The 22,791-nt window shown below is 69.7% G+C and carries 23 protein-coding genes and 1 tRNA gene; 4 read left to right on the forward strand and 20 right to left on the reverse strand.

Translation table 11 applies throughout. The features are described 5' to 3' along the window. Positions 1 to 116 precede the first annotated feature (116 nt). Positions 117 to 199 (reverse strand) — tRNA-Tyr (locus G4X40_RS03400). A 167-nt stretch (positions 200 to 366) separates the two neighbouring features. On the opposite strand from G4X40_RS03400, the gene G4X40_RS03405 reads away from it, so the two are divergent. Next, positions 367 to 858 (forward strand): YajQ family cyclic di-GMP-binding protein, encoded by a 492-nt coding sequence (locus G4X40_RS03405; RefSeq protein ID WP_277830148.1) that lies wholly within the window; start codon positions 367 to 369, stop codon positions 856 to 858. Positions 859 to 864: 6 nt separating this feature from the next. Here G4X40_RS03405 and htpX read toward each other — a convergent pair whose 3' ends face one another. Together htpX and G4X40_RS03415 are read right to left on the reverse strand one after the other, a co-directional pair. Then, positions 865 to 1,737: a zinc metalloprotease HtpX gene (gene htpX / locus G4X40_RS03410; protein WP_277830149.1), complete on the reverse strand. Its 873-nt coding sequence runs from the start codon at positions 1,735 to 1,737 to the stop codon at positions 865 to 867. A gap of 135 nt (positions 1,738 to 1,872) precedes the next feature. Next, entirely contained in the window at positions 1,873 to 2,889 is a 1,017-nt protein-coding gene (locus G4X40_RS03415; RefSeq protein WP_408642104.1) for a polyprenyl synthetase family protein, read from the reverse strand. A 198-nt stretch (positions 2,890 to 3,087) separates the two neighbouring features. On the opposite strand from G4X40_RS03415, the gene G4X40_RS03420 reads away from it, so the two are divergent. Continuing rightward, positions 3,088 to 4,356, forward strand: a complete 1,269-nt coding sequence (locus G4X40_RS03420) for a geranylgeranyl reductase family protein (protein WP_277830150.1) — start codon at positions 3,088 to 3,090, stop codon at positions 4,354 to 4,356. Between the two features lie 9 nt (positions 4,357 to 4,365). Here G4X40_RS03420 and G4X40_RS03425 read toward each other — a convergent pair whose 3' ends face one another. The 14 genes from G4X40_RS03425 to G4X40_RS03490 all read right to left on the reverse strand — a co-directional run bounded on the left by G4X40_RS03425 (position 4,366) and on the right by G4X40_RS03490 (position 17,333). Continuing rightward, entirely contained in the window at positions 4,366 to 4,872 is a 507-nt protein-coding gene (locus tag G4X40_RS03425; protein WP_277830151.1) for a type I restriction-modification enzyme R subunit C-terminal domain-containing protein, read from the reverse strand. Positions 4,873 to 4,889: 17 nt separating this feature from the next. Continuing rightward, positions 4,890 to 5,510, reverse strand: a complete 621-nt coding sequence (locus tag G4X40_RS03430) for a hypothetical protein (RefSeq protein WP_277830152.1) — start codon at positions 5,508 to 5,510, stop codon at positions 4,890 to 4,892. A gap of 1 nt (position 5,511) precedes the next feature. Further along, entirely contained in the window at positions 5,512 to 6,648 is a 1,137-nt protein-coding gene (locus tag G4X40_RS03435; protein ID WP_277830153.1) for a hypothetical protein, read from the reverse strand. Beyond that, positions 6,648 to 6,935, reverse strand: a complete 288-nt coding sequence (locus G4X40_RS03440) for a hypothetical protein (RefSeq protein WP_277830154.1) — start codon at positions 6,933 to 6,935, stop codon at positions 6,648 to 6,650. The genes G4X40_RS03435 and G4X40_RS03440 overlap by 1 nt, the downstream gene beginning before the upstream one ends. Next, entirely contained in the window at positions 6,932 to 7,228 is a 297-nt protein-coding gene (locus tag G4X40_RS03445) for an SAV_915 family protein (protein WP_277830155.1), read from the reverse strand. Before G4X40_RS03445 ends, G4X40_RS03440 begins: the two co-directional genes overlap by 4 nt. Before the next feature lie 221 nt (positions 7,229 to 7,449). Beyond that, a complete protein-coding gene (locus G4X40_RS03450) occupies positions 7,450 to 8,946 on the reverse strand; it encodes an HNH endonuclease signature motif containing protein (RefSeq protein ID WP_277830156.1) in 1,497 nt (498 codons plus the stop codon). 238 nt (positions 8,947 to 9,184) lie between these two features. After that, positions 9,185 to 10,102, reverse strand: coding sequence for a restriction endonuclease (locus tag G4X40_RS03455; protein WP_332520398.1), 918 nt, complete (start codon positions 10,100 to 10,102; stop codon positions 9,185 to 9,187). Between the two features lie 167 nt (positions 10,103 to 10,269). Further along, entirely contained in the window at positions 10,270 to 10,926 is a 657-nt protein-coding gene (locus G4X40_RS03460; protein WP_277831244.1) for a DUF6308 family protein, read from the reverse strand. Positions 10,927 to 10,949: 23 nt separating this feature from the next. Further along, complete coding sequence (locus tag G4X40_RS03465) at positions 10,950 to 11,525, reverse strand: hypothetical protein (protein ID WP_277830158.1); 576 nt, start codon at positions 11,523 to 11,525, stop codon at positions 10,950 to 10,952. A gap of 92 nt (positions 11,526 to 11,617) precedes the next feature. Continuing rightward, complete coding sequence (locus G4X40_RS03470; RefSeq protein ID WP_277830159.1) at positions 11,618 to 13,819, reverse strand: acyl-CoA dehydrogenase; 2,202 nt, start codon at positions 13,817 to 13,819, stop codon at positions 11,618 to 11,620. 3 nt (positions 13,820 to 13,822) lie between these two features. Continuing rightward, positions 13,823 to 14,692: an SDR family oxidoreductase gene (locus tag G4X40_RS03475; protein WP_277830160.1), complete on the reverse strand. Its 870-nt coding sequence runs from the start codon at positions 14,690 to 14,692 to the stop codon at positions 13,823 to 13,825. Between the two features lie 60 nt (positions 14,693 to 14,752). After that, positions 14,753 to 15,643 carry a MaoC/PaaZ C-terminal domain-containing protein gene (locus G4X40_RS03480; protein ID WP_277830161.1) on the reverse strand — a complete coding sequence of 297 codons (891 nt, stop codon included), beginning with the start codon at positions 15,641 to 15,643 and terminating at the stop codon, positions 14,753 to 14,755. Further along, positions 15,640 to 16,071 carry a type II toxin-antitoxin system Rv0910 family toxin gene (locus G4X40_RS03485; protein WP_277830162.1) on the reverse strand — a complete coding sequence of 144 codons (432 nt, stop codon included), beginning with the start codon at positions 16,069 to 16,071 and terminating at the stop codon, positions 15,640 to 15,642. The genes G4X40_RS03480 and G4X40_RS03485 overlap by 4 nt, the downstream gene beginning before the upstream one ends. A gap of 59 nt (positions 16,072 to 16,130) precedes the next feature. Next, on the reverse strand, positions 16,131 to 17,333 hold the full coding sequence (locus tag G4X40_RS03490) for a lipid-transfer protein (RefSeq protein ID WP_277830163.1): 1,203 nt from the start codon (positions 17,331 to 17,333) through the stop codon (positions 16,131 to 16,133). A 104-nt stretch (positions 17,334 to 17,437) separates the two neighbouring features. Here G4X40_RS03490 and G4X40_RS03495 point away from each other — a divergent pair, with 104 nt between their 5' ends. Then, positions 17,438 to 18,172 (forward strand): TetR/AcrR family transcriptional regulator, encoded by a 735-nt coding sequence (locus G4X40_RS03495; protein ID WP_277830165.1) that lies wholly within the window; start codon positions 17,438 to 17,440, stop codon positions 18,170 to 18,172. Between the two features lie 22 nt (positions 18,173 to 18,194). Here G4X40_RS03495 and G4X40_RS03500 read toward each other — a convergent pair whose 3' ends face one another. Beyond that, positions 18,195 to 19,985, reverse strand: coding sequence for a protein kinase family protein (locus G4X40_RS03500; protein WP_277830166.1), 1,791 nt, complete (start codon positions 19,983 to 19,985; stop codon positions 18,195 to 18,197). Between the two features lie 157 nt (positions 19,986 to 20,142). After that, entirely contained in the window at positions 20,143 to 20,841 is a 699-nt protein-coding gene (locus G4X40_RS03505; RefSeq protein ID WP_277830167.1) for a demethylmenaquinone methyltransferase, read from the reverse strand. Between the two features lie 131 nt (positions 20,842 to 20,972). Between G4X40_RS03505 and G4X40_RS03510 the strand changes: the two genes are divergently transcribed. Then, complete coding sequence (locus G4X40_RS03510; RefSeq protein WP_277830169.1) at positions 20,973 to 22,361, forward strand: lipase family protein; 1,389 nt, start codon at positions 20,973 to 20,975, stop codon at positions 22,359 to 22,361. A 3-nt stretch (positions 22,362 to 22,364) separates the two neighbouring features. On the opposite strand, the gene G4X40_RS03515 is transcribed toward G4X40_RS03510, so the two are convergent. Then, positions 22,365 to 22,778 (reverse strand): DUF3592 domain-containing protein, encoded by a 414-nt coding sequence (locus tag G4X40_RS03515; RefSeq protein ID WP_277830171.1) that lies wholly within the window; start codon positions 22,776 to 22,778, stop codon positions 22,365 to 22,367. Between the last annotated feature and the right edge of the window lie 13 nt (positions 22,779 to 22,791).

A 22,791-nucleotide genomic window follows, 5' to 3' on the forward strand; every position in this document is an offset into this window, starting at 1 on the left:
GCGGACCCCGGGCCGGCGGCGCCGCCATCGCCTCCGGACGGCGGCATCGGGAAGACCGCGCCGGACCCGGGAAATGCAAGTCGGCCCCGGTCCGTGTGGACCGGGGCCGACCTCGGTGGCAGGTGTAGGATTCGAACCTACGTAGGCATAAGCCGACGGATTTACAGTCCGCTCCCATTGGCCGCTCGGGCAACCTGCCTGGTGCTACGACGCTGAACAACTTCGTGCGTCGATGCGACAAGCAGAATACAACGAGAGTCCCCCCGAAGTGCAAACCGGGTGGAAAACGGGGTTGCCGACCCGCGGGGTCCTCGACCCGATAGCGTCGTCCCGGTCAGAACCCGATGTCGATCTCTGGAGTGTGCAGTGGCTGATTCGTCCTTCGACGTGGTGAGCAAGGTTGACCGGCAGGAGGTGGACAACGCCCTGAACCAGGCCGCCAAGGAACTCGCCACCCGCTTCGACTTCCGCGGCACCGGTGCCGGCATCGAGTGGTCGGGCGAGGAGGCCATCACGCTGACCGCCGAGACCGAGGAGCGCGTCAACGCCGCGCTCGAGGTCTTCAAGGAGAAGCTGATCCGCCGGGACATCTCCCTCAAGGCGTTCGACGCCGGCGAGCCCGCCGCGTCGGGGAAGATCTACAAGATCACCGGATCGCTGGTCCAGGGCATCTCGAGCGAGAACGCCAAGAAGATCTCCAAGAAGATCCGCGACGAGGGGCCCAAGGGCGTCAAGGCGCAGATCCAGGGCGAGGAGCTGCGGGTGTCGAGCAAGAAGCGCGACGATCTGCAGTCCGTCATCGCTCTGCTCAAGGGCGAGGACTTCGGGATCGCGCTGCAGTTCGTCAACTACCGCTAGCAGGGCTCACGGCAGCTGCCGGCCCGCCATCCGCTCGAGCCGCTCGATCCGCTGCGGCATCGGCGGGTGGGTGGCGAAGAGGTTGCCGATCCGCTCACCCGCGCGGAACGGGTTGGCGATCATCATGTGCGACTGCGCCGCGATCTTCGGGTCGGGCGGCAGCGGCGCCGCCTGCACGCCCATCTCGAGCTTGCGCAGTGCCGAGGCCAGCGCCAGCGGGTCCCCGCACAGCTCGGCACCGGACTGGTCGGCCTGGTACTCACGCGACCGTGAGACGGCCATCTTGACGATGCCGGCCGCCAGCGGACCGAACATCGACACCAGCATCAGCGCGAACGGGTTGGCCCGGTCGTCGCCGCGTCCTCCGCCGAACATGCCCGCGATCCAGGCCATGTTCGCCAGACCGGAGACGACCGCGGCCAGCGCGCCGGCGACGGAGGAGATCAGGATGTCGCGGTTGTAGACGTGCGAAAGCTCGTGGCCTAACACGCCCCGCAGCTCACGTTCGTCGAGGATCTGCAGGATCCCCTGGGTGCAGCACACCGCCGCGTTCTGCGGGTTGCGTCCGGTGGCGAAGGCGTTGGGGGCGTTGGTGGGGCTGATGTACAGCCGCGGCATCGGCTTGTGCGCCGCGGTGGCCAGTTCGCGGACGATCCGGTACATCACCGGCTGCTCGACCTCGGTGACCGGGATGGCGTGCATCGCCTTGAGGGCCAGCTTGTCGCTGTTGAAGTACACGTACGCGTTCATGCCGACGGCCAGCACGATCGCGATGATCAGGATGGCGGGGCTGCGGAACAGCGCGCCGATGAACACGATCAACGCCGACATGCCGATCATCAGACCCGCGGTCTTGAGGCCGTTTCCGTGCGAGTGCATGCCGTTCCTTCCCCGGGTGTCCGGCGGCGAGGTCGCCGGTCAACTGCAGTCGAGCGAGCCTCCCGCCCACGCGGGAAGCCCATCATCTCAACGAACCGGGGCGGGAAGGCGTTCCCCGGACACCGTGTCGCGGGCTCAGCCCACCCGCTCGACCGTGTAGTCGACCAGGCGCAGCAGCGACTCGGTGACCGGTCCCGCCGGCAGCGTGGCGAGTTCGGCCCGCGCCCGGTCTGCGTACTCGCCGAGCTTGCGCTTCGCCTTGTCCATGCCGGGCGACCGCTCCAGCAGTTCGAGCGCCTCGGCGACCACGCCGTCGTCGGTGACCGGGCCGTCGAGCAACTTGCGCAGGCGGTCGGCATCGGCGCCTTCCTCGCGCAGCGCGTACAGCACCGGCAGGGTGTGGACTCCCTCACGCAGGTCGGTGCCGGGCGTCTTGCCGGACTGGTCGGGCACCGATGAGATGTCGATGATGTCGTCGGAGATCTGGAAGGCGGTCCCGACTGCGTCGCCGAGTCGCCACAGGCACTCGGTCTGGGCCTCGTCGGCACCCGAGAACGTGCCACCGAAGCGGCCGGAAGCGGCGATCAGCGAGCCGGTCTTCTCCCGCACCACCTTCAGGTAGTGCTCGACGGGGTCGCTGCCCTCCTTCGCGCCGACCGTCTCGCGCATCTGGCCGGTGACCAGCTCGGCGAACGTCATCGCGATCATCTCGACGGCGTCGGGCCCGAGCGTGGAGACCAGCCGCGACGCGTGGGCGAAGAGGAAGTCGCCCGCCAGGATCGCGACGCTGTTGCCCCACCGCGAGTTGGCGCTGACGGCGCCGCGGCGCATCGAGGCCTCGTCCATCACGTCGTCGTGATACAGCGTCGCCAAGTGGACCAACTCGACGACGGCGGCCGCGGTGATGATCTCCGGATCCTCCGGGCGCGGCCCGTACTGGCTGGTCAAGACCGTGAACAGCGGGCGGAAACGCTTGCCGCCGGCCTTCGCCAGGTGCAGCGCCGCCTCGGTGAGGAAGTCCTCGCCGGTGGACAGCTCGCTGGTCAGCAGGTCCTCGACCTCGCCGAGACGCCCGCGCACGACGGCGGCGAGTCCGGGATCACCCAGATCGACCCCCGCAACGACCGTGTTGGTCGAACCCTCAGTGCTCACGATCTCAGTACCCGTCCTGTCCTCGAGTGCCTTGGGCGCTGTCCGGGGTCCCGGCGTCGGTGCCCGACTCGCCGACGCCGAATTCCCCATAGAACTCCCTACGGTAGTGAACCTGCCGAGCACCACGTGCACGGGGCCGGATTACCGACAGGGGGCCGCCGCGGACGGTCCCGCCGCGACGGCTGACAGGATGGATACGTGGTCACCGAATCGTCCGACAACCTCCCCGACCCGGCCGTCCTGCCCGGCCGCACCGAGGTGCTCGTGGTCGGCGCCGGACCGGCCGGCTCCGCGGCCGCGGCCTGGGCCGCGCGGTCGGGACGCGATGTCGTCCTCGTCGATTCTGCAGAGTTCCCGCGGGACAAGACCTGCGGCGACGGGCTGACCCCGCGGGCCATGGGCGAACTCGACCGGCTGGGTCTGGGCGAATGGGCGCGCTCGCACACCGTCAACCGGGGCCTGCGGCTGACCGGGTTCGGCCAGGAACTGCAACTCCCCTGGCCCGGCGGCACGCTGCCACCGGTCGGCAGTGCCGTACCACGCAGCACCCTCGACGACCGGATCCGTCGCACCGCAGTCGCCGACGGCGCGGCAATGGTGCAGGGCGCCAAGGCGATCGGGGTGGGACGCGACGGCGACCGGGTCCGGTCGGTGCGGCTTCGCACGAGGTCCGGCGAGCACACGATCGGCTGCGAGCGACTGATCGTCGCCGACGGGGTGCGGTCGCCCTTGGGCAAGATCCTCGGCCGGCAATGGCATCGCGACACCGCCTACGGGGTCGCCGCGCGCGCCTACATCGACTCCACCCGGCACGACGACGAGTGGATCTCCTCGCACCTCGAGGTCCGCACCCCGGAGGGGGCGCTGCTGCCCGGCTACGGCTGGGTGTTCCCGCTCGGCGACGGCCGGGTCAACATCGGCGTCGGCTCGCTCGCGACCGCCAAGCGCCCGGCACCCGGCGCGCTGCGGCCCGTGCTCGACCACTACGCGACCGCCCGGCGCGGCGACTGGGCGCTGTCGGGCGAACTGACCTCGGTGGCGTCCGCGCTGCTGCCGATGGGCGGCGCGGTCTCGACGGTCGCGGGCAGGAACTGGGCGCTGATCGGCGACGCCGCCGCCTGCGTGAACCCGCTCAACGGGGAGGGCATCGACTACGGCCTCGAGGGCGGCCGACTGGTCGTCGACCTGCTCGGCGAATCCGACCTGACCGATGCGTGGCCCGCGTTGCTGCGGAGGCATTATGGCCGCGCCTTCTCCATCGCGCGCCGGCTCGCCGGACTGTTGACACTGCCGCGGTTCCTGCCGGTCACCGGCCCGGTCGGCATGCGGTCGCGCGCGTTGATGAGCGTGACCGTGCGGGTGATGGGCAACCTGGTCACCGACGAGGACGCGGACCTGGTGGCGCGGTCGTGGCGGACCGCCGGGCGGGCGTCGCTGCGGGTGGACGCGCGGCCGCCGTTCAGCTGAGGGTGTCGGTCAGGCGCTGACCTCGACCGACGCGTTGAACGTCCGCAGCACCTGCACCAGTCGCCGAGCCCGCTCCGGTTCGAACAGTTGCGTCGGACCCTGCGGGGCGCTGTCGGTGAACGGCGCCTCGAACGGCAGCTTCGGATCCATCTCGCCGTGGCGGGTCCGATACCCGACGATGTGGTTGACGAGGTCGATCTGGCTGGCAGTGGCGGTCCGTTCACCGAGGAATTCCGCGAATGCCTCTTGCACCGCCTGCTGGTCGAGCCCGACGAGCGACCGGATGAAGCGGCCGAGTCCGTGCGCGTTGGCCACCGCCCGTTCGAGGTTCTCGGGCTCACCGGCCCTGCTGCGGGCGAGCAGTTCCTCGAGGGAGTCGAGATCGGCTGTGGTCAGGGCCTTTCCGGACCGCACCTTCTGCAGCGCCAGGTTGTCCGGCTGTCGACGCAGGGCTGCTGCATGGATAGGTGACATCTTGACCTGATCGTGCAGCAGTCCCCGTCCTCGCAGGAGCATGCTCTCCGGGTCAGACCTCAGGGGCGCGGGGGAAGTTTGAGGTTGAGCCTGGTCTTGCGGTCCGGGTCCGCAGTGCCGTTCGCAACCGAATGCACGATGCCGTTGTAGACCAGATCCCAGATGCGCTGACTGTCCTGGATGTCGGACAGTTTCGGCGAGATCGACCGTCCGGCGCTGTCCGCGAGGTCGATGTAGGCGTTCGGACCTGACGCCCGAATGTTGATCTTCGTCAGGGTGTAGACATCCACCCACCCCGCTTTACGCCACTGCAACCATCTCGCTCCCGCGGCAACCCAGGAATTACGGAAGCAGGAAAAGATAGCCAGACCGGTCAGAAAGAACGTCAGCCACACCGCCCAGTTCGTCGCCCAGCCAAACCCATTCCTGAGTGTGAAGAACGCGGCCATGAACACGATGGTCAGGCCCCCTGCCACAAGGGATGACCTATTGGATTCCTGGAACCATTCGATCCGGGGGCCTTGACCTTCGGGTGGGGGCGGGGCTTTGCGTGGGATCCGGTTGGTGGGGGTCCGGTTCTTGCCCTTGTAGCCGCGGGGTGCCTGCGGGGGCCGCGGCAGACCGGTTTGTGCGTCGGGACAGGGCGGAAGCTGTTCCGGGATCGGGTAGGGGCTGGTCATGTCAGAAGAGGTCTCCCATGAAGTGGGTGATGCCGGACCAGTGGTTGACGACCTCGCCGACGCCGTAGGCGACACCGGCCCCGATGACGACCGCGCCGATCGTGGCCGGACCACCAGCCACACCGAGCGCGATCAGCCCGGTCTCGGCCCCGCCCCCGAGAACGGTGCCCAAAACGGTGCCGCCGATGTCGGAACCAGCCGCCTTGACCTTCTCCGCCGTCCCATGCGCCTGAGAGACATCTGCAATGGTCTGTGCAACCGCGAAACCGGTCCCAACGACAGGGATTTTGGATCCGACCTCGCCGAATGCCCCGCCGATACCCGGAATGTCGGAGGCGGTCGCCCCGAGGAACCCCCGGAGTTTGGTGCCTTCGGACAGGTGCAGTTTGTCGAGGATGCCTGCGCTGGACTTCTGCAGGCTCGAGTACTCGTCGTAGCCGGCGGCGTAAACACCGACCTTGCGCGCGTCGATGGACTCCCAGTACGGGTCGCCGGCGTCGGCCTTCATGATCTTCTGCCACAACTCGACCTGGTCGGCACGCTGGTCGGCGAGCTTGCCCCACTCACGAGAGTTCTGCACCAGGGAACTGACAGCACCAGCGGCGGTCGACGGCACGGTCCACACGGACTGTTTGAGCAGATCGATCAGCGCCGTCTTCCCGCCGACGAGCAGTTCGTTGAGCATGTTGTGCGCGTTGGCCTCATCGGTGCGGGCGGCAGCGACGGCTTCGAGGCTTGCCTGATACGCGGCGATCTTCACCCGGTCAACGGCGTAGGCGGCCTCGGTACGACCGAGCACGGGATTGTCTATGGTGTCCCCGCTGACGGTGAGCATCCCGGCCTGGGCGTCATGACGGATGTCGGCCATGTGGCCTTTGACCGCCGCGAGCGATCCGGCGAACTCGTCGAGTCCACGGGCGATGTCCTGGCAGTGCTCACCGATCTGGTCGGCGCTCCTGCTCATCGGCCCCATCCGGGACCGGAACTCCTCCCCCGACGCCCACTGGTACTCGGAATCGTTGCGGGCCTTGATGAACGCGTCAGCGCCTGCGGTGGCGCCCCGCGCAATACCGCGCAGGCTGGTAGCGGTGGCGCGTACCGAGTTCTCGTCCCCGGCCACATGCGTGTCGATCGGCATCAACGCCCCCTAGCTGCCCGGTGCAGGTCCGCCGCGTTCTGGTGCTCGGCACCTTGGAACGCCTTGTCGTTGGCCTGCACCAGGTCCGCCGACTTCGCGGTCGCCTCCACCAGGTTGCTCATCGCCTGACAGATCGTCGCCAACGCGGACCCGACCTCCCCAGTCGAGGAACCCGCGTCCGGCACCGCCGGCGCACTGGACCCGAGCCGTTCCAGCGCCATCGCGCTCGTCGCGAGTGTCTGCGCCAACGGATTGAGATCACGCACATCCAGCGTGCCGCCGCTCATGCGAGCCCCTCTCGATTCACCCGCGACTGCGGCGGCAAAGCCACGTCATAGGCGATCCCTTCGGCCCCCACCTGCACCCGCAACGACTCGACCCACGCCTGCGGAATGCCCATCCACCCCTGATCCGACCCGCACCCGGCCACCAACAACGGCAACGACGTGTACGCCAGCAGCGCCAGCCGACCGTCGGACAAGGTCCGCATCTGCACCCGCGCCTGAGCATCCCCCTCGCCGATCGGCTCGGCCGGCACGAACACCGCGGCGTCGGAGCCGGCACTGCCAACCGGAATCACAGCCTGAACCCCACCCTGCACAACGAATCCCCCTCGTACGTCCCATCACGGAACCGTCCCACTTTAACCAGCCCCACTCACACCAATCCGGCCTCACCCCCGGGCGTGGACGCAGGTGGCGGATCGCGCCGACGCCTACAGCATCGACGACATGGCCCAGTTGCGGCACTGCGGCGGACCGTCGCCATGCGGATGCAAAGACCTGGTGTTCAACGACATGGTCAGGGAACGTCGCCGTCGCTCTCATCGCTCTCACCAGTGCGCCGACGATCCTGCGGTTCCCACTGCGCTCGCCGTCGGCGCAGGCCTGCGTCGCACCGTGCCCGATAGCGGGCGAGTGCCCCGGCGATGAGCTGGTCGAGGTGGTGCCGATGGTTGACCTGCGGCGTCTGCTCTGGGTCGATGTGCGGCGGCGCGGTCCATTCGGTGCAGCCCGGATGGGCCGCGCCGGGCGGCGCCACCTCGGTTTTCCAGCCGCCGGGTCCCTCGTGGACAAGTGCGTGGCAGTGATCGCAGGCGAGGTCCTCGTTGGTGATGTCGGTGCCGCCGCCGTCCTTCCATTCGGTGACGTGGTGGACTGCGGCGATGGTGGCAGGGGCGTCGCATCCGGGGCGAGTACAGCCGCGGGACGCGGCAATGAGTGCGAGCCGCTGATCCGCGGAGGCGAGCCGCCTGCTGCGGCCGAGGTGCAGGGGCCGGCCGTTGTGGTCGAACAGGACAAGGACCGGGTGGGCATTCTCGGCCATCAGGAGGGCATCCTTGATCGGAATGATCCCGCCGGAGGCGGTGGTCACCACCCCGGACGCCACTTCGAGCTGCTGCAGGGTCATCGTGATGATCGCGGTGACCGGCAGCCCCCGGTGACTGCCCAGCGCACCGGACGAGAGCAAGCTCTGCAGAGCCACTTTCATCGCGTCGTGGTTGCGCTGCGAAGGCGTGCGGCCGTCACGCGCGGCGGCCTGCGCGAGGGCGGCGCGGTCGAGGGTCGGGGAATCGGCGTCGCCGGACGGGGATTCGGGGTCGTCGGGGTTGTTCATCCCGGGCCGAGCGAGCTTGGCGAGCACTGGGTCGAGCAGGGCCCGCAATTCCGGGTCGAGCATCCCGGACATAGGGGTCAGAAGGTCCGCGCCCTGCTTGCCGATCCGGATGCCGCGGCGGCGCTTGCGTTCCCGCTCTTCCGGCACGTCGCCGTCCGGATTGAGGTGTGCGAGCAGGTGGATGCCTGCCTTGGTCACGTCCTCGGGGGTGGTGGAGCAGGCGAGATCGGCCAGGATCTGTTCGGCGACGGCGATCTCGTCGACCCCGGCGCTGTGGGGGACCTTCCGTATGGTCTTCGCTATGGCGGCGACGTGATCGGGGCCGATCGTTCCGGCGCGGACAGCCGCCGCCGTCGCCAGCAGCGTCGCGTCCATCTCATCCCCGCTGACGGTGTGCCAGGTGCCGACCTTCTTCGCGCCCTTCACTCGCCGGGCGGCGTCCCCGGCCGAGATCCGCAGGGTCGTGATCAGGAAGTCGTTGATCGACTTGCACGCCAGGTTCCCGGGAATGGATCGCTCGACAGATTCGACGATCAGCCGATGCCCCACCACGGACGCCTTCCGTAGCGACACCTCCATCCGCTGCAGGGACTCCACGACGTCGGCCTCGGACAGTCCGGTCAGCGATTCCGTCAGCAAGCCCTCGACAGCGGAATCAAGGGCGGCCAGGTGGTGTTCCACCCGGTCTCCCCCTCCAACCCCGCCTCCCGAAAGCATGTTCGAATTGTAGCGAGGCCCACCGACAAGAAGTCCGGGTTCGCTTCGGGAATCGAGGGCAGCCCACCTGCACACTCGACTCTCTATTTGTGCATGTTTGTGTATATTTGCAGGTCAGGTGCCATGAATCGGCTCTGCCGGATCTCGTTTCCGGAGTGCGGCACCCCGCCGGACGACCAGCTGCACACCGAAATGCACGCTCCTATTCGAAGTAGTCCTCGTCGACCTCGACGACGGTGAAGGTCTGCCGAGTCTGGACGGCGACGCCGTAGCGGATCATCAACGCCGCGAGCCGCCGGCCGTCGATGAGGATGATCCGGGTGCCAATGTTCTGCGCGTACTCGCGGGCACCGGAGGTGAACACGCTCGTGGTGATGAACACGCCGCGGGCGGCGCCGACGCCGTGCAGCGCGCCGACGAACGCCTGGATCTCCGGCCGCCCCACCGTGTTGTCGGCGGCATACCGCTTGGCCTGCACGTAGATTCGGTCCAGACCGAGCGGGTCCTGGTCGATGACGCCGTCGACGCCGCCGTCCCCGGTGCCGCCGATGCGGGTGGCCCTGCCCTCGGCGCCGCCGTACCCCATCGCGACGAGCACGTCGAGCACGGACTGTTCGAGGAAGTCGGGGTGTTGCTCGCGCAGCCGCGTGAGCAGATCGGCTGCGACCTCCGCGTGCAGTCGCGAGACGCCGGCTTCGATCTGCTCAACCGGATCGGCGGGCGTGTCGGGATCACCGATCGGCTCGGTGACTGTGTTCAGCTGGCGGACCGGCACGTAATCTTGATATGCGGGAACAGCTTTCAGGATCTTCTCGGTGATCCCCGCTGGATGGACGGCGAGCAGCGCGCGACCGGCGTCGGTGATGGTGAATGTCGCCCGCGCCGGCTTCACGATCAACTGCGCCCGGTACAAGCCACTGAGTGCCCACCCGACCCGATTGTCAGCGCGCCCCTGCCCCGATGGGAGTGTCTCCGCGCGCTGCTCGGCGGTGAGGCCGAGATGGTCGGCCACTGCCTCGTGTAGATCCCGCTTTTTCCAGGTGTCGCCATCGCTGAGCACCTCCAGGACCGGAGTGAGGAACCCCGACCACACCGGCATCTCCGACACCGGCGCGCTCACAGCTCGCCCCGGAACGCGCGGGACTGCAGGGAGGCGACTGTGTCGACCGCATTCTTGATGCCACCGGTGATCACGGGTGCCGTTACCTGCCTGTCCTGTCGTCGATGACCAACAGAACTGTATAGACCGGACCACCGAAAGGCTCCCGATGGCCGCGCCGTCGCAGGTCAGCTCCGTGGCACGTACTTCTTGCCCTGCATCCACGCGAGCACGTGGAGGATGCGCAGCGCCGGCACCGAGTCGTCGAGACCGGCCTGCTCGCGCAGGTCGATCAGCCGACGATGCAGCTCGCCGTCGTTCGCCCGCAGCGCGACGCGGATCGGTTCGACGTGCGCGACCGCGGTGCCGAGTTGCAGGCCGACCGTGCGGTCGTAGATCGGATACAGCCGGGGACGTTTGCGCGCAATGAGTTTGGATGCGGTGGTCCGGCCGATGCCGTGGATCTCGGTGAGCGCGGCCTCGAGCCGGCGCACCGGGGAGTCCTCGGTCAGTGGTTCGGCTTCGCCTGCGAGGTCGCGGTCATCGCCGACCTCGCGGAGCAGCGCGGCCAGCTCGGCGCGCTTGTCCCCCAACAGGAACAGCGCGCCCTGCGCGGGGACCTCGACCGACAGCAGCGTGACGGCGACGAGGTCGTCGGCGGTGATGACGTCGCGGTCGTCGTGGCGTCGACCGCTGGGATCCCATGCGTCCCACAGCGCCCCGGTACGCAGATAGCCGGTCTTGACGAGCTTGCGGGTGAAGTACTCCTGCAACACGTCGACGGCGGCCGCGTCGTCGCCCTCGCGCAGCACCCGCGGCAGCCGGATCGGCGGAGACTCGGCCATCGTGGTCGGCTTCGCCGCCGTGCTCATCGTTCGCCACCCGCGAGAACGGCAGCGGCGAAGGCACGGTTGTGGAACTGGGCGTACGGTCCGCGCCCCTTCGCGACGAGACGCTCGGCCAGGGGCCGGATCGCCTTCTCCAGCGGCAGATCGAAGAACTGGTCGTCCGCACCGTCATCGGAGACGAACCAGTCGACGACCACACCGTCGCCCTCCGCGGACACCATGGCCGTGTCGTGGAAGCGCAGCAGCGGATACCGCATCGCGAGCCCCTCCGGGTTCAGGCCTGTCTCGCCGAGCAGCGCGGACCGCGACAGGCAGAGCGCCACCCGGTAGTCGACGATCTCGCCGACCTCGAGGAACCGTTCGATGTACAGCACCTCCATCGGCCCGACGTTCAGCGTGAACAACCGGTGCCGGTCGGGCGTGTAGTCGGTCGACGGCAACGCACTGAGCGTCCAGCGGTCCGCCTCCCCCGCCGCCGGGTCGTCGAAGGCGTCGGCCAGATAGTCGGCGGCGAGGTCGCGGGCCACCTCGAAGAACGGGTCCTGGCGCAATTCCTCGAAATTGGCGTCGCTCGCAGAGGGGTGGATGGTGGTCACCGCCAGAACTGTATCGAGCCCACCGACGACCGCGCCTGCCGCGGACACGGGCGGGCCCCGCCGGCACAGCCGGCGGGGCCCACTTCCAGCTCTCAGTCCCGCGGCAGCCCGAGCATCCGCTCCGCGATCACGTTGAGCTGCACCTCGGTGGTGCCGCCGTAGATGGTCGTGGCGCGGCCCGCGATCAACTGCTCCATCGCCTTGTCGCTCGGCTGCCCCGGCACGGCGACCACTCCCGCCTGCCCGAGTTCGGCGACGACGAACTCCGAGATCGACTGGCCGAGCCCCATCGCGAGCAGTTTGCCGACCGACGATGTGGTGCTCACGTCCGAGCCGGCCAGTTGGCCGAGCACGATCCGCGCACCGATCAGGTCGATGGCCTGGCTCTCGGCGATCAACCCGCCGAATCGGTACCGGCCGACCGCGCCCAGCTCGCGACCGCGGGCGAACGCGAGCAGGTCCTTGTCGGTCGCGTAGGCCTCCATCTTCTGGCTCAGCGCCACCCGCTCGCCGGCCAGCGTGGTGCGGGCGACATGCCAGCCGTCGTTCACCGCGCCGACCACGTTCTCGTCGGGCACGAAGACGTCGTCGAGGAACACCTCGTTGAACAGTGCCGATCCGGTCATCTCGCGCAGCGGCCGCACCGTCACACCCGGCGTGGCCATGTCCAGCACGAAGTAGGTGATGCCCTCGTGCTTCGGCTTGTCCGGGTCGGTGCGGGCGATGAGCATCGCCCAGTCGGCGAACTGGGCGACGGTGGTCCAGATCTTCTGCCCGGTGACCTTCCAGCCGCCGTCGACCTTGACCGCCTTCGTGGTCAGCGACGCCAGGTCGGAACCCGCGCCCGGCTCGCTGAACAGCTGGCACCACACCAGCTCGCCGCGCAGCGTCGGCACGACGAGATCCTGCTTCTGCCGCTCGGTGCCGTGCCCGACCACCGCCTGCACGGCCCAGCCGCCCATCAGCAGCTGCGGCATCGCGATTCCCGCGGCGGCGATCTCCTGCGCGATGACGATCTGCTCGAGCGGGGCGGCGCCGCGACCGTACGGCTTCGGCAGGTGCGGCTGCACCCAGCCGCCGTCGCCCAGCGCGACCAGCTGATCGTCCTCGTCGTCGATCGCGGCGACGGCGGCCAACGCCGACCGCACCGGCACGCGCAGCGTCTCGGCCTCCGCCGGCAGCTCCGGCTCGACGTGCCGCACGACCCCGGCCGACGCCTGCCGCGCGACCCGCTCGACCCGGTCGTCGCGGGTGCCGAGCACGCCCCGGACCGCGAGCGCGCGCCGGTAGTACAGGTGCGCGTCGTGCTCCCAGGTGAAGCCGATCCCGCCGTGCACCTGAATGCAGTCCTGCGCGACCTGCACCGCCGCGTCCGGCACCACCACGGCGGCGATGTCGGCCGCGAAGTCCGCGGTCTCGTCGCCGGCGTCGAGGGCCGAGGCCGCGTCCCACACGACCGCGCGGGCCTTCTCCAGCGCGATACCCATGTTCGCGCACTTGTGCTTGACCGCCTGGAACTGTCCGATGGGCCGGCCGAACTGCACACGGGTCTTGGCGTATTCGGTGGCGGTCGACACGCACCAGGACATGCCGCCGAGCGCCTCGGCGCCGAGCACCACCGCGGCGATCGAGCGCACCCGGGCCTCGTCGAGGTCGCCGAGCACCCGCTCTGCGTCGACCCGCACCCCGTCGGCCTGGATCCGGGCCGACCCCCGCAGCAGGTCGATGCTGTCCTGCGGCTGCACCACGACGAGACCCGCGTCGACGGCCAGCCAGCGGCGCGTCCCGTCGACCTCGGCGGGGATGATCAGCACGTCGGCGCCGCGCGCACCGAGCACCGCGTCGGCCGACCCGGTGAGCAGGTAGCCGCCGGAGGCCGCCTCGGCCCGGAACGCGCCGTCGAGCGCCACCGCGCCGGTGCGGGACCCGTCGAGCAGTCCCGGCAACAGTTCGACGCCGGCCTTCGCGTCGGTCGCCGCCAGCACCGCACCCGTAAGCGCCGTCGCCGCGAACGGCCCGGGCGCGACCGTGCGGCCGAGCGCCTCGAGCGCGACCGCCAGGGTGAGCAGCCCGCCGCCCTGACCGCCCAGTTCCTCGGGCACCGCGAGCCCGAGCAGATCCTGACCGACCAGCGCCGGCCAGAACGCCGGGAATTTGTCCTCGGTCGTCGATTCCAGCGCCGCCCGCACCTCGTCGGGAGAGATGACCCGTTCGGCGAAGGCACGCACCGATTCAGCCAGCGCGCGGTGTTCCTCGCTCAGGCCCAAGCCCAGCTCGTAGCTGCCCCTGCCCATGGCTCAGCCCAGCCGATCGGTGAGGTCGCCGATGGTCCACGGACCCTCGGACTCGATGGTGTCGCCGCCGTGCCAGTTGACCAGCTCGGTGATGGCGCCGCCCTGCACGGCGAACACCTTTCCGGTGAGCTTGCAGTCCGCCGCGGCCAGCCGGGCGACCAGCGGCGAGATGTTCTCCGGCGCAAAGGCGTCGAACTCTCCCTCGGGCACCTCGGCGGCGAACAGCGCACCCATGCCCGGGGTGGCCAGGGTCAGCCGGGTCCGGGCGATCGGCGCGATCGCGTTGACCCGCACGCCGTAGCGCTCGAGTTCGTCGGCGGCGACCAGCGTCAGCGCGGCGATGCCCGCCTTGGCCGCGCCGTAGTTGCCCTGCCCGGCGTTCGGCATGAACGTGCCCGACGCCGAGGCCGTGTTGATCACCGCAGCGTCAACGGGGTTGCCCGCCTTGGACTGAGCCTTCCAGTACGCCGCGGCGTGGTGCAACGCGGCCGCATGGCCCTTCAGGTGCACGGCGATGACAGCGTCCCACTGGCTCTCCTCCATGCCCGCGATGAAGGCATCGCGCAGGATGCCGGCGTTGTTGACCAGGATGTCGAGGCGGCCGAAGGCGCTCACCGCCTGGTCGATCAGCGCCTTCGCGCCGGCCCAGTCGGCGACGCTGTCGGTGTTGGCGACGGCCTTCCCACCTGCCACGACGATCTCGTCGACGACCTGCTGTGCGGGCCCGGAGTCGGCGCCGGTGCCGTCGTTGGCGCCGCCGAGGTCGTTGACCACCACGCTCGCGCCCTCCCGGGCGAACAGCAGCGCATGCTCACGGCCGATGCCCCGTCCCGCGCCGGTGACGATCGCGACACGCCCGTCGAGTGTTCCCATTTCGTTTGTCCTCCAGTGCAAGTCGGTGCAGTTGGGTCAGTGCGTCAGGCCGAGAAACGGTCACTCGCCGATGACGACGAGGCCGTCCTTGATGACCAGTTCGTCGCCGACGGTCGTCTCGTAGGCGTACGCCTGTGCGCGCTGTGCGCCCACCGGACCCCGCAACTCACTCACGGGCGAAGCCCAGAAGCGGGTGTCGATGTCTTGTTCGGGCAGCACGGGTTTGGCGAAGCGCACCGCGAGCCGGCGCAGCCGTTCGACGCGGCCGTCGGCGAGTTCGGTCAGTGCCGCCCAGGAGGTGAACGCCATCGTGCACAGGCCGTGGTTGATGATCCCGGGCAGACCGGACATCTTGGCGATCTCGTCGTCGAGGTGGATCGGCATCGGATCCCCGGAGGCCGGCGAGTACCGGAACGTCTGGTCCTTGTCGATGTGCGCGGTCACCTCGGCCACCGGACTGGACTCGCGCAAGGCCTCGTCGAAGCGGTGTTCCGGGGCGGGCTCCCCCACACCGGGACCGGCGTCGACCTTGCGGAAGAACGCCGTCATCCACTGCTCGTTGACCAGATCACCTGCATCCGTGCGAGTTTCGGCGTACACGACGACCGTCGAACCGTTCTCCCGGCCGACGAACCCGACCGGCTTGGCCCTGGCGATCAGGGTGTCGCCCGGCAGGATCGGCCGGTGGAAGCGGAAGTCCTGCTCGCCGTGTACGAGCTTCATCAGCAGCTCGACCGGGGCGACGGAAAGTGCCGCCGGCGCCATCGAGGTGAACACCGGCACGACCGCGAACACCGGCGGCGCGACCTCTCCGCGGAGGTGGCGCTCGATCGGATCGTTGGTGGCCGCGGCGTATTCGGCGATGCGCTCGGCGGTGACCTCGAAGCGCTGCTCCTCGGTCCACTCGCCGAGCCCGGTGGCATCGAACACGACGCTCTGGGCGGTCGTCATCCGTAGAGCTCCGCGAACTTGGCCAGCGACGTCTCGAGGTCCGCCTTGGCGTTCTTGGCGACGGCCTTGCCGATCGGCCCGACGATCATGGTGCCGGAGAACGACGCGTCGATGACCACGCTCGATCCGGCGCCGTCGGGTTCGACCTTGAGCGTGAACTCGACCTTCACCCCGGCCATGCCGGTGCCCGAGATCTTCACCAGCTTGGGGACCTCGACCTCGACGACCTCCCACTCGATCTTGTTGGCCATACCCATGACGGAAACGACCTCGGTGAACCGCGCACCCAGGGCGACCTCGGTGGGCAGCTCGCTCTTCCAGCTCTGGTGGATGGACAGCCACTCCTCCCAGCGCGACAGGTCGGACAGCGCATCCCAGGCCTTCTCGGGTGCGACGGGCAGGGGAACGGAGACGGAAACCGATGCCATGACGAAACTCCTTGCGATGACGGGATGTTCGGGGTGGATGTATCGGAGAGCGAACGGATTCAGCGCTGCGCGGGCCGGTAGGCGGTGATCACGACCGCGCCACCGAGCCCGATGTTGTGTTGCAGCGCGACGCCCGAAGCGGTGGCCGCGCCGGCGACCTGGCGGGCGTCGGCGGCGCCCCGCAGCTGCCAGGTCAGCTCGCTGCACTGCGCGAGTCCGGTGGCGCCGAGCGGGTGTCCCTTGGAGATCAGGCCTCCGGACGGGTTGACGACCCAGCGGCCGCCGTAGGTGGTCTCGCCGGCGTCGACGAGCTTGCCGCCCTCCCCCTCGGCGCACAGGCCGAGCGCCTCGTAGGTGATCAGTTCGTTGGTCGAGAAGCAGTCGTGCAGTTCGATGACGTCGACGTCGTCCGGCCCGATCCCGGCCTGGTCGTACACGCTGCGCGCCGCGGTGCGTGTCATGTCGGCGCCGACCAGGCTGATCACGCTGCGGTCCTCGAAGGTGCTCGGCAGGTCGGTGACCATCGCCTGTCCGACGATCTCGACGGCCTGGTCGACGAGCCCGTGGCGCTCGACGAAGTCCTCGCTCGCGAGCACCACCGCGCCGGAGCCGTCCGAGGTCGGCGAGCACTGCAGCTTGGTCAACGGACCGTAGATCTGCTTCGACCCGAGCACCTCGTCGAGCGTGTATTCGTCCTGGAACTGCGCATACGGATTGTTCTGCGAGTGGCGGTGATTCTTCACCCCGATCTTCGCGAACTGCTCGGCGGTGGTGCCGTACCGCTCCATGTGCTCCTTGCCCGCCGCGCCGAACATGTACGGCGCCGGCGGCATCGCGAACTCCTGCAGCTCGGCGGTCGCCAACAGGTGGCGCATCATCGGCTGCTCGCGGTCGTCGTAGGTCGAGCCCAGCGAGCCCTTCTGCATCTTCTCGAAACCCAGCGCCAGCGTGCAGTCGGCCAGACCGCCCCGGATCGCCTGCGCGGCGAGGTAGAGCGCGGTCGACCCGGTCGAGCAGTTATTGTTGACGTTGACGATCGGGATCCCGGTCAGACCCAACTCGTAGACCGCGCGCTGTCCGGAGGTCGACTCGCCGTAGACATAGCCGACGTACGCCTGCTGCACCTCGGCGTAGTCGACGCCCGCGTCCTGCAGTGCCTTGGTTCCGGACTCGCGGGCCATGTCGGGGTAGTCCCACTCCCGCGCCCCCGGCTTCTCGAACTTCGTCATGCCCACGCCGACGACGAAAACCCTGTTACCCATCTGGCGACTCCTCGCTCACGGCAGAACTATCTGCGACACGCTGTCCCGTCAAAGTAAGTGAGACACTGCGTCCCGTCAAGGGTCGAAGCGGTAACGTCTGATTGATGTCCGAACAAGCGCAGACCGCCGCCCGCCCCGCGGGCGCCCCGTCGGACACACGCACCACGCCGGACGGACGCGCCACGCCGGACGGACGCGCCACCCGATGGGACGAGCACAAGGCACAGCGGCGTGAGCAGATCCTCGACGCGGCCATCGCGTCCATCGACGAATCCGGCACCGACGTCGGTGTGCAGCAGATCGCCGAGCGCGCCGGGGTGCCGCGTTCGGTCGTCTACCGGATCTTCAAAGACCGCGGCGACCTCGACGAACAGCTGCGGGCCCGGATCCTCGGCCGGCTGCTGACCCACATCGCGCCGGCCCTGCACCCTGAGGGCACGGTCGGCGAGGCCATCAGCCGTGCGGTCTCGACCTACCTGAGCTGGATCGTCGAGTCGCCCCGGCTGCACCAGTTCCTGGGCATCGGTTCACCGTCCCGGCGCACCACCGGATCCCGCGCGGTGACCGGGACGAAGACGGCGATCGGCGTGCAGTTGACGACGCTGCTCGAGTCGGTGCTGACCCGGGCCGGACGAGACCCCGCCCCCGCCGAGCCGCTGGCGTTCGGACTGATCGGGCTGGTCGACGTGAGCGTCAACCGGTGGCTCACGCACCCGACCATCGGCAGCGAGGAGCTCGCGGCATTCCTCGAGGTCTCGCTGTGGCAGGTGCTCGACGCGAACCTGCGCCGCCTCGGAGTGGCGATCGATCCGGCCACCCCGATCAGCGAACTGTCCTGACCCGGCCGGCGCGTTGCGGGCGTCAGCGCCCGACCGTGATGTCCTGGATCGACGACTGGAAGAAGTCACCCACCCGGCCGAGCCCGTCGATCCACACCAGCAGTGAGTTCACCGGCGCACCCGGGGTCAGCGGGATGGTCGTCACGCCCGGGGCCAGCGCCGCCGTACCGAGCACCTGGGTCTGCGCGAGGTCGCCGGTCGGCCCGGGCGCAGTCCGGATCTCGACGTGCGTCCCCGGCGTCGGCGATGTGATCGTCACGGAGTGCGGATCGAAGGCATCCGGCAGGGTCAGGATCAGCCCGACGCCGTTCTTGAATGCCGGCAGTTGCTGGTGGTACGGGTCGGTGGTCCAGGCCGTCGCCGGGTTCTGGTCGATCGCCAGGCCCGCGTCGGCGGCGTCGTCCGGGAACTTCTGCGGCGAATACACGGCCGCGGCGACCGGAACCACCGGAGGGGGCGGCGGCGGAGGCAGGGCGGGCACCGCCGGCCCCATCGGCGCCTTGGCGTGCGCGGCCGGATGTACCGCCGCGACCGACCGCGCCGGCGGGTTGTCCGGCTTCGGCGGCGACCAGTCCAGCCAGGCGATCGTCGCCAGCGTCAACACCACCGCGATCCCGGCGATCAGCGCCGCCCGCCAGGACGACCGCAGATCGGCGTCCCCGGCCTCGTCCTCCGCGTCGAGTTCGTCCGCATCGATCTTGTGTGCGTCGTCTGCGGTGCCGGCCACTGCGGTTTCAGCCACCGGGGTGTCGGCCGTGGCCGCGTCGGGAGTAGCGGCGGCGGGTCCGCCCGTCGGCTCGTCGGCGTGCTTCCCGGGTGCCTGCGCCCGCCTGGCGGGGTCCGGCGCACCGTCCGTCTCGAGTTCGTTCAGCTCGATGTCGGCGAGTTCGAGGTCGCCGTCGGACGTGCCGCAACTCTCCAGCGTGGCCACCACGGTGGCGATGCCCGCGACCCGCCCGCCCAACGCGTCGACCGCCAGCGCGGACAGGCGCATCGGCACCTCGGGGTACAGGCGGCGCGGCGGGGTCGGGTCGCGCGCCTCGTCCTCCGGCCACACCCGCGCGGTCAGCGCGTACAGCACGGCGCCGATCCCCCGCAGGTCGCCGGCGCGATCGGCCTCGGGCGAGACGCCCGGGAACGCCAGCACGACCCGGCCACGGTCGTCGATCCGCAACCGTGCGGGATCACCCAGACCCAGGACCGCGCCGACGGCATGCGCCTCGGCGCCCGCGCGGGCCAGCCCTACCAGCGCCCGGGCCACGCCGGCGGCGCCGGGACCGGACTCGGCCACGTCGAGCACCGACCAGCCCGGGATCCACTCGGCCACCACGACCACCTCGAGCGGGGTCTCCACGACGTCGAAGACGCGGGCGACCGACCGACCGTTGTCGGCGGCCGACGCCCGCGCCGTGCGGGCACCGATCCGGTGCGCCACGACAGGATCCGGCCGGCTCAAGGCCAGCCGGGTGAGTGCGACATCCCTGCCCATGAGCGTGTCGCGGCCGCGCCAGCACTGCGCCTGGTCGCCGTCGCCGATCCGCTCGATCAGCCGGTAGCGTCCGCCCGGAAGCATCGCACCCGGCACCATGACGCGGCCGGTCTCGCCGGCTGGACGGGCCGCAGGGGTGTCGGCAGGGTTGTCGACGAGGGTCTGCGCAGCGGGTTTCGACTCCTGGCGCGAAGGGGAGACAGGCTCGGGAGCTCCGGCGAGCGGCCCCTCGGCGGACTCGGCACCGACGGCCTCGGGCATCGTCAGAACAGGTGGCACACGAAGGGGTTTCGGCTTGTCCTCGCCGCGCTCCTTGGTCTGCATCGGTATTTCCTCCCCGACCTCCGACCGTCCGGGAACGGCCCCTCGACAGGTTGGGTACCCGACAGGAATTCCCAGCCGCATTGTCGACTTTCACAGACGTTACATCGACAGCGGCGCAGATATGGTGGAGAAGTCACAAATTCGCCGGTGGCCGGCGTCAGCGCACCGCCCGATGCAGCGCGACGATCCCGCCGGTGAGGTTGCGCCACTGTACATTTCCCCATCCGCAGGCGGCAATGCGACGCGCCAGGGACTCCTGATCGGGCCAGGCCTGGATCGACTCGGCGAGGTACACATACGCATCCGGATTGCTCGAGACCGCGCGCGCGACGGCCGGCAGCGCCCGCATGAGGTACTCCATGTACACCGTGCGGAAGGGCGGCAGCACCGGAGTGGAGAACTCGCAGACCACAAGTCGGCCACCGGGCTTGGTCACGCGGGCCATCTCCCGCAGCGCCTCGTCGAACTGCACCACGTTGCGCAGCCCGAACGAGATGGTCACCGCATCGAACACGCCGTCGGCGTACGGCAGATGCATCGCGTCCCCGGCGATCATCGGCACCGGGCGCGTCCGGCCCGCCTTGAGCATCCCCTTGGAGAAGTCGGTGGCCACGCACCACGCACCGGACCGGCCGAGCTCGACGGTGGACACACCCGTGCCGGCAGCGAGATCGAGCACCCGCTCGCCCGGGCGCAGCGACAACGCCCTTCGGGTCGCGGCGCGCCACACCCGGTCCTGGCCGAAGGACAGAACGGTGTTCGTCAGGTCGTACCGCTTGGCGACGCCGTCGAACATCGAGGCGACCTCGCGGGGCTGCTTGTCCAGCGTCGCCCTCGTGCCGTGTGTTGCTGCCACCGCACGACCGTACCCGGCACGCAGGTCAGCGGACCCGGCGGGACCGCGGGCCGAACACCCCTTCGCGGCGCCCGAACCCGGGTAACGTTCGCTGCGATGCCGGATCGGACCCGACCAGCCAGGGAGCCGAGATGAAGACGACATGGTCCACGGTCCTGCTGCGTGCCGCCGCCGCGGCACTGCTCTGCGCGGGTCCAGCGCTCGTCGCCGCTCCCGCCGCGCAGGCCGGTCCGCCCGCGGCGCCCGCGCCGGGACTGCCCGGCACGGTCGATTCGCTCGTCCCGGCGCCGATGCTGCCGCCGGTGACCGCGCCCGTCCCGCCCATCGTCGGCGCCGGCACCCCGGCCGCCGTCGAGGCGCTGCGCGCGGCGATCATGCCCTCGAACGTCGGCGACCCGTTCTTCGATGCCTGGCCGCAGGGTCTCGACGCCCGGCCCGACGGCGCCGTGCTGGCGACCCGCGACGTGACCGCACCGACAGCACCCCTGGTCGGCGGTGGCATCGCCCAGGCGCTACAGTTCAAGGTGAAGACCACCGACTCGTCGGGGGCGCCCTCGTTCGCCACCGCCACCATGCTGCTGCCGCGGACGCCGTGGACCGGGCCCGGCACGCGACCGGTGCTTGTCAACAATCTGCCGATCGACGCGCTGGGCCGGGCCTGCACGCCGGGCTACACGATGGCCCACGGTCTGTCCTTCACCACGACCGTCACCGACTTCGTCCCGCCCACAACACAACTGGCGATCCAGCACGGCTATGCGGTGCTCATCCCCGACCACGAGGGCCCGCGCATGGCCTACGCCGAGCCGTACGTCGCCGGGCACGCGATCCTCGACTCGATCCGCGGCCTGCGCAACCTGCGACCGGCGGAGTTCGGCGACAGCCGCATCGCGATGACGGGCTACTCCGGCGGGGCCATCGCCACCTACGGCGCGACGAAGCTGATCGGCTCGTACGCGCCCGAGCTGGCCGGCCACATCGTCGGCTCCGCACTCGGCGGCGTGCCCGCCGACTTCGAGATGCTCACCCACAGCATGAACGGCAACCTCGCGAGCGGCCTGTTCCAGGCGGCGACGCTCGGCATCGCCCGGGAACGGCCCGAGATTCTCGAGCTGGCGAACAACCTGGCCCAGCAAATGGCGACCTCGCCGCTCAAGGACCAGTGCGTCTACGAACTCGGCGCCACCGGGGTCACGCTGCTGCCCATCAACGTGATGGCCAACGTGCTCGACCCGCTGCACTCTCCGGTTGCCGAACACATCTACACGGAGATGCGGATGCCGGGGAGGCGCTCGACCGCCCCGCTGTACATCTACAACGGCGCCCAGGAGTTCTGGATCCCGGCGCAGGGCGCGCGCGAACTGTACGACGAGCAGTGCCGGATGGGCGTCTCCGCCGTCTACCGAGCGGTTCCCGGGGAACACGCGATCGCCGCACTCACCGGCTATCCGGGCGCGATGACGTGGCTCGACCAGCGGTTGCAGGGGCAGCCGGCGCCGAACGAGTGCGGCCGCGGCTGAGCACTACCGGCGTTCGAGCCGCCGCACGAGCAGCAGCGCGGCCCCGGCGACCAGCCAGGTGACGACGACGACCGAACCGGCCGGGATGATCGCAACGGACGCGTTGCGCCCCGCGACGCGCACCAGGTCCGGGTCGGACTTGGCGTACTCGACGTCGATGGTCTGACCGGCGACGAGCTTGGTCGGGTACAGCACACCCAGCTTCGGGCTGTGGGTCACGCCGTCCGGGGTGACGAAGCTGATCGCCGAGCGCAGCGAGCCCGCCGAGATGACCTCGGCGCTGGCGACCCCCATGTCGGACTGGATGGTCACGTCGTCCTTCCACGCGGCCAGCACCAGGATCACCGCGAGCACCGAGATGCCGGTCGCGACGGCGACGATGCCGCGGCGGAGGCGGCGCGCTACTCGGGAGGTCACGGGGATCGAGCGT

It is taken from the genome of Speluncibacter jeojiensis, from assembly GCF_029589495.1.
GTDB lineage: Bacteria > Actinomycetota > Actinomycetes > Mycobacteriales > Mycobacteriaceae > Speluncibacter > Speluncibacter jeojiensis.

What these genes read in the sequence shown, in the direction of transcription:
- htpX (WP_277830149.1), bottom strand. Translation starts at nt 1,737, where the DNA reads ATGCACTCGCACGGAAACGGCCTCAAGACCGCGGGTCTGATGATCGGC.
- G4X40_RS03485 (WP_277830162.1), bottom strand. Translation starts at nt 16,071, where the DNA reads ATGGCATCGGTTTCCGTCTCCGTTCCCCTGCCCGTCGCACCCGAGAAG.
- G4X40_RS03495 (WP_277830165.1), top strand. Translation starts at nt 17,438, where the DNA reads ATGTCCGAACAAGCGCAGACCGCCGCCCGCCCCGCGGGCGCCCCGTCG.
- G4X40_RS03500 (WP_277830166.1), bottom strand. Translation starts at nt 19,985, where the DNA reads ATGCAGACCAAGGAGCGCGGCGAGGACAAGCCGAAACCCCTTCGTGTG.
- G4X40_RS03435 (WP_277830153.1), bottom strand. Translation starts at nt 6,648, where the DNA reads ATGCCGATCGACACGCATGTGGCCGGGGACGAGAACTCGGTACGCGCC.
- G4X40_RS03475 (WP_277830160.1), bottom strand. Translation starts at nt 14,692, where the DNA reads ATGGGAACACTCGACGGGCGTGTCGCGATCGTCACCGGCGCGGGACGG.
- G4X40_RS03425 (WP_277830151.1), bottom strand. Translation starts at nt 4,872, where the DNA reads ATGCTCCTGCGAGGACGGGGACTGCTGCACGATCAGGTCAAGATGTCA.
- G4X40_RS03480 (WP_277830161.1), bottom strand. Translation starts at nt 15,643, where the DNA reads ATGACGACCGCCCAGAGCGTCGTGTTCGATGCCACCGGGCTCGGCGAG.
- G4X40_RS03490 (WP_277830163.1), bottom strand. Translation starts at nt 17,333, where the DNA reads ATGGGTAACAGGGTTTTCGTCGTCGGCGTGGGCATGACGAAGTTCGAG.
- G4X40_RS03510 (WP_277830169.1), top strand. Translation starts at nt 20,973, where the DNA reads ATGAAGACGACATGGTCCACGGTCCTGCTGCGTGCCGCCGCCGCGGCA.
- G4X40_RS03430 (WP_277830152.1), bottom strand. Translation starts at nt 5,510, where the DNA reads ATGACCAGCCCCTACCCGATCCCGGAACAGCTTCCGCCCTGTCCCGAC.
- G4X40_RS03460 (WP_277831244.1), bottom strand. Translation starts at nt 10,926, where the DNA reads ATGGCCGAGTCTCCGCCGATCCGGCTGCCGCGGGTGCTGCGCGAGGGC.
- G4X40_RS03440 (WP_277830154.1), bottom strand. Translation starts at nt 6,935, where the DNA reads ATGAGCGGCGGCACGCTGGATGTGCGTGATCTCAATCCGTTGGCGCAG.
- G4X40_RS03470 (WP_277830159.1), bottom strand. Translation starts at nt 13,819, where the DNA reads ATGGGCAGGGGCAGCTACGAGCTGGGCTTGGGCCTGAGCGAGGAACAC.